Here is a 10048-nt window from a genome sequence, read left to right as displayed (position 1 = left end):
TAATCTTAAAGTGTTCTGGAAACTTAATAATAAATTTATTTTTAATGAAAAAGATTGTGACGATAATGAATACCGTTAATATCTGTAATATTTGTATGTTTACTTTAATGTATTGCCTATATGTCATGGTGCAATAGTTTCTACTAGTTATTCTTATGCATATATTAGTTGATAATATTTTTCTTTATGGCGACATAGAGCACATATTTATATAATATATACATCTGATATATGTTGGTTTGTGAAAGCTATATATCAATCATATCCAAAACGCCTAGTTGTTTAGTGGTGTAGGAAACTTATAATGATAACTCATAGTTTATACAAAAATTATCGTAATATAAAACCACCTCAACAAGGAAGAGGTGGTTTTTCAATTTTAAATTTATAAAAATGACCCATTAAGGCGTTACAAAATCAAATTTCAAGTGACATCCTTGGCAGTAATTTTCAGATTTTTGGTGAACATGATGGCACTTAGCACAGTCAGTTTCGGTACTGAAGTGGCGATTGTTATGTGGATTTGTTGGTTTAAAATTCTCAGTTTTTACCGCTAACTTAGCGGTATTATGGCACTGCACACATTTCAGCATAGGCACTGCTTCACGGGTTTCCCCTTGATGACAGCTAGTACATTTTAGGCCCTTGGCCATGTGAGTTTGATCAAGTAGTTGTTCTGCGGCAAAGGTGCTGCTAGCCAATAGGCTTAATGCCAGTGAAAGAATAATCGTTAAGTTCTTCATAATTTGATCCCGTTATTCATTTTGAAAGATGCCTTATATAGGTACCTGTATTGATGACCTTATAACTTGGCGACATATTTGCCGGTTAAGTAGCCGAAGGTGTAGCAACGACCTAAGGACAAACCAAATACCGTTAATGGATAGTCAACGCCACCGTAGAAACCGCCCCCCATGTTACCTACGATGAACAAGCCACCAATGGGTTTACCATCTGCATCAAGGGCTTGATGGTTTTCGTTAACTAATACGCCCGAAGTGATTGCTGATAGGCGCATGCGACGGTGAATACCATAGAATGGAGCCTTTAACACGGGAGCCATTTTGCTTGGTGCTTTACCAAAGTCCTCGTCCCGTCCGGTTTTGCATAGCTCGTTGTAACGGTTGACGTTTTTCACGAAGGTTTTAGGATCGCAACCTAATTTCACCGCTAATTCTTCTAGGGTGTCAGCCACGAAGGTATTGATTTGTGATGGGAATACACCTTTCTTCTCAGAAGGATCCTCTGGCATGTAGTTTTTCAATTCTTCAGGTGTATAGGCTTTACCTGGCCAGTTTTTGGCTTGCTCCATATAGTTAGAATCGAAAACTTGAGAGTAACAACCTTGGTCAGCTTCACTGCGCAGGTAGTTATTCATCAGTGACATTTCTACTGCTTCGTTGACGAAACGTTCCCCTTTACGATTTACCACGAGGAATGGCATGTCACACATTGCCGCCGGACCTGCGTCAAAGTCGTGGAGCATTTTTGTGTGACCAGCAGGTTCGATCACGCCACCCGCCCAATACGCCATGACAAAGCCGTCACCGGTTCTATCCATTTGCTTGCGCTCGAAGTTTTTCAGATCGGGGATGAAGAAGTCACACATGGCTTTGTTATTTTGGTAGTCACCTGCAGCCAAAATCACACCCTTTTTAGCCATAAACTTATGATATTTACCATCACGATTTTGGGCGATGACCCCAATCACCTTACCTGTAGCATCTTGGATCAGCTGGTTAGCTGGAGTGTTAAAGAAGAATTTGACCCCTGCTTTTTCGGCAGTTTTTGCCAAAGCACGCATACCGTCACCTGCGGTATAAGGCTTAGGACCAAAGAATGAGGTCACAAACTCCAGTGGATATTCGGTAATGCCCTTTATACCGTGCTGTGGCTTAGTTCCTTGATCAACAACATAAGCACCGCCTTGTTTCGCGCGATCAATAACCCAAGATACAGCTTCGCCTGAATTGTAGGCCCAGCTTCTCAGTAGTGCTGGGTTGCTGCGGTGGGCGTTGTCGGCCATTAAGCGGTTTACCAGAGCTTCAATACCTGCTTTATCGCTCTTTTTCAGATCTAAGCCAGAGCCTGTGTTTCCCTGTGCGACAACGATTGCTTGTTTCTGGAGAACGGCAACCTTAGCACCGTTTTCTGCTGCCGATAATGCAGCTGGAACACCAGAGGCACCAGCACCCACCACAACCACATCGAAGGTTTGGGTTGAAGCAATTTCACTGTCAGGAATTGCCTTTGGCTTAGGCATAAACTCCAGTGTTGCGTGGCCGATTTGCGCATATTCTTGGGCGTGTGTAGAAGCTGGTGAAGCACTAGCAGACCCTGTTAATCCAGCAAAGGCTAAGCCACCGGTACCAATCGCAGCGCGGGTTAAGAAGCTTCGGCGTGACAGACCATTCTGCAAAACATTTGCGGTATATTGGTCGATTTCTCTCGATTCTTTACTCATTTTCATTACTCCGTTGACTATATCGTTAGGCGATATTCGCTCTGAATAACGACATAAGATTTGGCCAAGGGTCAGACTGGCAAACGGCTCGTTAGCCAAGTGACGAAGGCCTAAAAAGGGGTGTATCCAAAGGACGTTAATACACCCTGTAAGTAGGCGCATGGGAGCGCGCGAATTAATGACCTAAAGCGAACTTGTAAGTCAGGTATAAGCGGAGATCGTTGAGATCTTCTTTCTGATCAAAATCGACTATTGCATAGCGTGCTCTCACACCTAAGCCCTCAAATACACCGCCAAATTTATAGGTCACGGAGAAGTTCGTTTCGGTAAAGTCATTCAGACTTTCGGGAGAGTCATAATCGCCGAAGAATGCATAGGCGCTTAGTCCCTTAGCACCGACTTGGCCAAAGTCGTATTCCAGTTTTAATGCGTTGACTTCTTCATTGGCGAGCGCGGATTGGTATACCTGTTGAATCACAACCTTGTCGTCGCCCCATGGCGTCAGCACAGTATCGTCACCGGTTTTAGCGTACATGTATGTGGCATCTACGCCAGCAAATTTAGCCCCTAAATGGAAACCATATTGATAGGTATCCAGTTCACCAGCGGATTTATTGCCCGTAGCCTGTTGATTGAGATAGGAAGGAATGAAATACAGATTAGCGGCACCCAATTGGGTCGAAAGATTTACCTTGGCATATGTCTGTTGGAATACATCTTCCATATAGTATTGCCAGAGGTTGACTTGGGTTTTCACCGTTTCAAATGGCAGTTGATATTTGGCGCCAACGGCGTACATCGGATTGTCTTCAACATCAACGACATTGCCGGTATTACGTTTGACTTCGGCTTTTACAGCCTCACTCACAGAGATAAAGCGTTCGTCGGTCCACCCCATAGAATCGGTGATGTAGAGTGCTGATAGTGTCAGATTTTCAATGCTATGGTTTTCGGCTGTAAAGCCACGGTAGGTACGAGGTATGGCGCGGATATCATGGGGATTCATCATTGGGGTGCGTAGCTCTTGGGCACCTAATCTGAATTGAGTATTCCACCAATCGCCCTGAACATAATATTCCTGCATACGATTGACACTTTGATGATCACCATTGGCATCGCGACCGACTAAGTTATAAACCGCGTCAGAGTCGTTAACCCAAATCGGGTTGGCAGAGGCGAAGCTAGTGCCGATACTCAAGCCATTCACTTTTGCAGTATTGTAATAGAACAGACCACCTAGTGATGTGGTGTGTTGGGTAGTGGTACCTTCATCAAAATCTTTAGTGAAATCTAAAAGACGTAACTCACCTTTTACTGTGCTTTCACTGAACATCTTGTCGATAGTGGTGTCCGCAACTGCTGGTACCGCTAGTGCTGACAAAACGACCAAGGATAAATAAGACTTTTTCATCATCATCTCTTCCTATTATTAGTAGCCTAAAGCGATTTTAGGCTTTTCAAAAGTCACCAATGTCTTTTGTTAAATGTATGACGTATTACTTGTTGCATCAATTGGATTGTTTGAAATGTGAGAATGAAGTTGCGAAAATCGAGGAGATGTAACTTAGATCAACAAAAAATCAATGCAGAGAATCCGTAATTTTGCCAATGGTTAGGTGTTAATTTTATTGAAAGCAGCTTCAGCTTTAGGAATATGGCTTTGTTAAAAGTTTTTTAATTCAATTTGTTATGTTTGATATCTGGTGCGACGACAGTCGCGCGCCCGATTAAAATAGATGAGCCTTTTTAGTAAAATATTAGTCGGATTGAGATGATGATTATTCATACATCAGTTTGATTTATGATAGGATTTCAAATTAATTTTGATTCGAGAAGATAATTTGATTTCCTTCAAACCGATTAAGCAGCTAAGAGCATCGACAGAAGTTGGCCAGCAATTAAAAGAAGCCATTTTTGAGGGCAGGTATAAAGCTGGAGAAAAGCTTCCTTCAGAGCGGGAGTTAATCGATCTGTTCATGGTCAGCCGTACTGTGGTCAGAGAGGCTATAAAAATCCTTGAAGCGAGTGGTTTGGTAGAAATCCGTCAGGGAGCAACAGGGGGGGCCTTTGTTAAGCAGATTAACTTCGAACGCTTAAGCAATGCCTGTCAAGACCTATTAACAATGGGAAAAATGTCCTTACCTGAAATTATCCAAGTTCGAATGTTGCTTGAACCACAGGTTGCTCGTTTGGCTGCGAGAAATTGTACTGTAGAACAGGCGGCCAAGTTGCAAGAGGCCAGTAAACATGAAAACGATTCATTAGAATATCCAACGACTGTGTTATTACGCTCTCAAGTACATTTTATTTTGGCTGAAATATGTGGCAATCGTTGCTTAGAAGCTATAGCCAAATCGCTACTGCTATTACTTCGTCAAAATACTTTAAGCTTTGAACCGCCGACTGATGAAATCCATCCCGCGGGGCTACATGACAAATTAATCCAAGCTGTCGTTGATGGAGATGAAGATAAAGCTGAGGTTGAAATGCGCCTTCATTTGATCGATTTTGGCTTTCGAGTAGCTGAAGCTGAAGGAAAATATAAAAATCGCTCAGTCAGTTGATATGATTTTATAAAGACTAATTTATTTGTCTTCAAAACTGCCAGCCTACACGGATAATACAGAGTTTTTTGAATGAGGAATAACTATTAAATTGCCACTTAAAGACCAATTAAGTGGCAATTTATATATTGATTCTATTCAGGGACTACGCAGGTAAAACTTGCTGCACTTTCAATATCGCCAGTACCATTATACTTAGCAATTTGTGGGAATGGGCAAAGTGGACGAGTACGTGACTTTGACCAGTCAACTGGAAGTTCAGCATTGTCCCCACGAACGGATGCTAGAATTTCTGAGGGGGTAACACCATTTTCGACCCAGTTTACTAAGGCATCGACCATATTAAACTTATCTGTAGTCGGTCCTTTTCCACAGTGTCCCATACCTGGTATTAAGTATAATTTTGTGAACTCGGAAGCTTTACCTGAGTTATTGCTATCCAACTCTTTGTACCAATTTACGGTATCGTTTGCTGAAAATACTGCATCAGAAGTGCCGTGGAATACCATCATTTTTGCCCCCCGTTCTTTTAACATTGAAAGCTTTGTAGCCTCTGGCGGAGTCATAAAATCATAGCCTGATTCAGTATAAAGGGAACTCGTGTTATGAATTCGCTCTGCAAACGTTTCTACAGAAGTTGACAGAATAAACGAAAGGGCTGACTGTTCATTATCATCGAATGGTGTTGGTGGAGTGCTAAATACATAGCCAACAGAACCAGTGTCTCGGCTTAGTGCCATATTGTATTCCCAACCAGACCAGTCATTAGCACTGATGCCTGCATCATAGGGGAAGTTAGCATAAATAGACTCGCCAGTTCTGATGTTATGCGGCCCCGCCATGATATTACTAAGCACTTCTTTTTGTGTTGAACTTAAGCAGGTACCATCTCTTTCACCAGAACAGGTTGGTACATCACGATCAAGATCAAAGGCCTTTTGACAAGCATAAGTATTGTTAATCATTCCATCATTTAAACCATCTAAACTGTCACATTGTTTGAGAAGTTGCTGTGATACAACTCCTAACTCTTCTTGAGTGATAGCTTTTTGTAATGTTGCTAAAATCTCCGAACCGTCTTGATTATAAGTGACTAATTTTGAGTATTGTTGGACACCGTAGAGTTGACTCACAGCAGCGTTAGGTAAGTGTAATCCTGGGTTTCCGACAATAAAACCATCATACATGTCAGCATAACGGCTTGCTGCTACCATTGTGTGACGTCCGCCGTTCGAGCAACCAGCAAAGTAGGATCTATCAGGCTCTTTACCATAAGCAATTTTGATTAAGCTTTTAGCCATAGGTGTTAATTCGGCAACAGCGTTATATCCGTAATCAAGCCGAGCCTGTGGGTCAAATCCAAATTGTGGAGCAGGAGTAGGGTGCCCAGCATCAGAGCTGATAACTGCAAAACCACTATTTAATGCTGCAGAATCGCTCCCACCGGCAAATATTAATCTTCCAACCGCTTTAGAGACAGAGCCATCAAGCCCACCATTTGCTTGGTAATAAAAGCGACCATTCCAATCTTTTGGTAAACGCATTTCAAAACCAATTGCATATTTTGTGTCTGCTTGACCGTTCTGTCCAAGACCTATTCTTTCATTCATGTAACCTTTAATGACACAATGTTCAGGTGCGGAGTAGCTTTCAGTAGAATTATATTGAACTTTACCCGCTGCAACCATTTCAGAACTTGTGATGACAGTATTCTTGAAGTCAAATTGTGAAGCTATATTACTGCAAATATTGAGAGTTGCTGGTGTTGCAGGAGATAGATGTGGGCTTGGTGGTGTTGATTCATTATCACCACATGCACTAAGTAAAAGACCTGATAATATCATTGAGGGAACGAGTTGGCTTTTTATTTCCATGTTAAAACTCCATCTTTAATAGGCTAAATACCTGATGTATTAAAAAATGGGTGTATCCAAAAGGACTTGATACACCCTTGAATAGGCGCAGGGAAGCGCGAATTAGTTTCTTTATGCAAATCGGTGAAATGTCCCTCTTGAGTAGATACAACATTCCATAAAGCTAGAACGTAACTAAACTCTTGAAACAACTCATGAATTATCTATCTTTAAATGTTTGTTTTATAAGAGCTTATTAAAGAAAAATTAAAGTAAACAACGATTAATCACCTCTTTTGGTTATTTGCAACTTGATGTATTTTTACCCAGTAATTGTGATATGTTTAAATGTATGACGTATAACTAATGTGGACAATAATAATCTTCAAAATTTGAGAATTAACTTGCGAAATTATTAGAGATGTTACATAGATCAATAAAATTAATGGGTTATAGTGTCTAATTTAGATATTGATATTTTAGTGGATGATTACCGCAGTTATTGCTATGCCTGAATCATTCTTATACCGATGGTGATAGATACATGCTAAGAGAGGTTTGTTGATTCGCTAAACATGGTCGCATAGGAAATATAGAATAGAACCAGAGGACATGCCTACTTGCGATTTAAAAAGAAACAATTATCACTATAGCACCGTTTTATGTTGGCAATATAGGGTGAGTCGTGCTCGCTCAGACCTGATCTGACTGTTGCCCATTTTTAGGATGCCACTGTCAGCTTAGATTTGAGCTAAATTTTTTCCAGCTAATACAGATGAGTAAACAGATAATTACTACACCAAGTGTAGGCAATTTCACCTTTATCAATGTCGTTGCTCTGATAACTCTGTTAGGGTTTCAATTAAGTGGGTTTCCTCCTCAATATAGACCATTTGTTGGTAAATTTGATTGGCTTTAGCAATATCCATTTCTGCTAAATTAGCTGCTTCTCTCGATGCATTTGACAGACTGGATAGTTCAAGACTCAGCTGTTTTGAGTCAGTTTCAATTACAGTGAGCACATCGTTAATACTATCAATTGCCTCTGAAATACCTTTGATTGAGTTCGAAACACTTCCGATAGTTTCCCCTGTTTCTTTGACACTTGTTTGGGTACGTTGTGATAAGGCGCGAACTTCATCAGCAACCACAGCAAAACCTCGGCCAGCTTCACCTGCACGTGCAGCTTCAATCGCAGCATTAAGTGCTAACAAATTTGTCTGTTCTGCAATTCCACTAATTGATTGAATTATATTAACAATTTTTTCTGCGCTAGCTCTAAGTTCAACCATACCTTTAGTGAGATGTTGCCTTTGCATTTGCTGCTGTGCGATTTGCTGCATAAACAAGGTAAATTTGTCACCGAGTTGTACTTGACGAATTGCTGACTCGTTTGACTGAGAGGTAACAACTTTCAACTGTTCTGTCGAAGCTTGTAGCAACGGGTGAAATTTCGCCATTTGTGAAATGAGGTTTGACTGCAGGTGATTTATACGTTCTAAACTGATTTGACGCGTATTTAAATGATAGCTAGAAAATGATGACAAATAGAAAGGATAATTGTCAGCATACTCATCAAAATATTTGCTCCCTTTGGCAACCTCAAAAAATGCTACTGCTGTTACCGTTTGGTTTTGGTGTAAACCAAGATATTCTCCAAATGTTGAAAATCCTGATAAACAAACACCATTAAATGCATTGACATTGCTGATACTGTCGGCGTTATTTAGCCGTCGCAAAATGCAGTCATTGGCAATCATGGCTACTGGTTTTCCAGGTTTGCCTTGTAAAAATTTTTGATAATCCTCTGCGGTAGCTTGGGCAAAATCCCTAGCTTTAACTAACAGCAACTTTTCACCAAAGGCCATATCACTGAAAAAAGTGATACTGCCATCATTATTAATTGCTGCCACCGAGCGTATATAAATGCTGTTTTCAATTTCAACACCAAAGGAGTAACTAATCAGTCGGTCAGTCAGTTGCGCTGCTGAACATTTAAAATGTCGGGCCAAGGCATCCACGGGTGTCACAATGTTCATTTCATCGTCTAAAACACTGTATAGCGTACGGGTGAATGGATCAAATTTTGCGACATAAAACCCTATACCAGTGGCTTGGAAATTATGGCTTTTCAAAATACCGAAGCGGTAGCCTTCAGCTATTTTACAAAAGCACACAATAGCTCGATTACGTTGAATTTCACCATCTAACGCCACATCCGCTACTTTGAAATCTAATTTTCCACCTGCACTGCCTCCGATAAAGTAGCAAGGATGCTTACGCAACTTATATAGCGCTTGAGTAAAAAAATCCTCGCTAGTAGTTAGCCCATCAAAATAGGTCAGGGCAAGTGTACTCTTACTACCGATATCAAACGGTATTTGTAGGTTTTTTAGCTCAGTAGCAATCTTGTCAACCCGTTGTTTAGGAGAAAGCGTCGGACGCCCAGCTCGAATATCTTCACAAAATAACGGTATAGAATGCACCGATAAATGGCTCATGATTTTTTTTGAGAAAGCATGAAGTACAATACCATCCCAATTTGTCGGTGTATCATGATAAAGTTGATTACCCCCTCCCAGTTCTCCTGCCGTCATCACCGAAATAATATGTTCTGCCCAAGGCATCGCTTGTCTTAGTTTGCGATTTACCGCTGAAAAATCGCAATGGGGAGAGATAAAGGCAACTACCAACGCCGTGCCATCGGCAAGTTTTAAGTCACTTAGCGCTGATTCGTTGATCTGGTTGCTAAATATAGTGAGGTTAATGGAAATGGTTTGATTTACAGATTGCTGTACTTGATGTTGTTTTTTTTTCCAGAAAACCATTGCTGCTAACCTCTAGTTTAAGTTTACGATTTAGTATGATGTAAAAAAGCTCTTTTTTAAAAATAGTATCCTATTTGAATATAGACACTGATAGACAATCTACCTAACGAGCAACAGAAATTTTGAATTGTCATTATTTCACTAGACGACTTTAGTCTCATTAAAATACAGTCCAGTTTGGGTTGACCAGTACACGACTTTGCGAAACCATGGATTACGAAAGCCCGCGTCAGTGACAATCAGCGGGGTAATGTTGTCAGGTAAGATTTTATTGAGTTCATTCAGAAACTGATTATGGGCAGTTTAAGTGCCTCGGAAATGTTCGCTCGTAGAGCGTGA

At 40.8% G+C, this 10048-nt stretch carries 6 protein-coding genes and 2 pseudogenes; 1 reads left to right on the top strand and 7 read right to left on the bottom strand.

The window, feature by feature from the left end; all coding sequences use genetic code 11:
* Positions 1-401 precede the first annotated feature (401 nt).
* The 3 genes from L976_RS05890 to L976_RS05880 form a co-directional block, all read right to left on the bottom strand.
* Positions 402-743, bottom strand: a complete 342-nt coding sequence (locus L976_RS05890; RefSeq protein ID WP_047535121.1) for a cytochrome c3 family protein — start codon at positions 741-743, stop codon at positions 402-404.
* Between the two features lie 59 nt (positions 744-802).
* Positions 803-2464: an FAD-dependent oxidoreductase gene (locus tag L976_RS05885; protein WP_047535118.1), complete on the bottom strand. Its 1662-nt coding sequence runs from the start codon at positions 2462-2464 to the stop codon at positions 803-805.
* A gap of 175 nt (positions 2465-2639) precedes the next feature.
* Positions 2640-3881 carry an OprD family outer membrane porin gene (locus L976_RS05880; protein WP_172591585.1) on the bottom strand — a complete coding sequence of 414 codons (1242 nt, stop codon included), beginning with the start codon at positions 3879-3881 and terminating at the stop codon, positions 2640-2642.
* Positions 3882-4287: 406 nt separating this feature from the next.
* Here L976_RS05880 and L976_RS05875 point away from each other — a divergent pair, with 406 nt between their 5' ends.
* Entirely contained in the window at positions 4288-5028 is a 741-nt protein-coding gene (locus L976_RS05875; RefSeq protein WP_052183969.1) for a FadR/GntR family transcriptional regulator, read from the top strand.
* A gap of 134 nt (positions 5029-5162) precedes the next feature.
* Here L976_RS05875 and L976_RS05870 read toward each other — a convergent pair whose 3' ends face one another.
* From L976_RS05870 to L976_RS23160, 4 genes and pseudogenes are all read right to left on the bottom strand, one after another.
* On the bottom strand, positions 5163-6902 hold the full coding sequence (locus L976_RS05870) for a tannase/feruloyl esterase family alpha/beta hydrolase (RefSeq protein ID WP_047535115.1): 1740 nt from the start codon (positions 6900-6902) through the stop codon (positions 5163-5165).
* Positions 6903-7705: 803 nt separating this feature from the next.
* Positions 7706-8200 carry a methyl-accepting chemotaxis protein gene (locus L976_RS23845; RefSeq protein ID WP_443018585.1) on the bottom strand — a complete coding sequence of 165 codons (495 nt, stop codon included), beginning with the start codon at positions 8198-8200 and terminating at the stop codon, positions 7706-7708.
* 342 nt (positions 8201-8542) lie between these two features.
* Positions 8543-9709, bottom strand: a pseudogene (locus L976_RS23840) (FIST signal transduction protein); the annotation flags it as partial.
* 186 nt (positions 9710-9895) lie between these two features.
* Positions 9896-10048, bottom strand: a pseudogene (locus L976_RS23160) (IS4 family transposase); the annotation flags it as partial.

This window comes from Shewanella sp. ZOR0012, from assembly GCF_000798835.1.
GTDB lineage: Bacteria > Pseudomonadota > Gammaproteobacteria > Enterobacterales > Shewanellaceae > Shewanella > Shewanella xiamenensis.
Note: the sequence above shows the minus strand (reverse complement) of the source record. Positions and strands in the feature narration are given on the sequence as shown.

What these genes read in the sequence shown, in the direction of transcription:
- L976_RS05885 (WP_047535118.1), bottom strand. Translation starts at nt 2,464, where the DNA reads ATGAGTAAAGAATCGAGAGAAATCGACCAATATACCGCAAATGTTTTG.
- L976_RS05880 (WP_172591585.1), bottom strand. Translation starts at nt 3,881, where the DNA reads ATGATGATGAAAAAGTCTTATTTATCCTTGGTCGTTTTGTCAGCACTA.
- L976_RS05890 (WP_047535121.1), bottom strand. Translation starts at nt 743, where the DNA reads ATGAAGAACTTAACGATTATTCTTTCACTGGCATTAAGCCTATTGGCT.
- L976_RS05870 (WP_047535115.1), bottom strand. Translation starts at nt 6,902, where the DNA reads ATGGAAATAAAAAGCCAACTCGTTCCCTCAATGATATTATCAGGTCTT.
- L976_RS23845 (WP_443018585.1), bottom strand. Translation starts at nt 8,200, where the DNA reads ATGCAAAGGCAACATCTCACTAAAGGTATGGTTGAACTTAGAGCTAGC.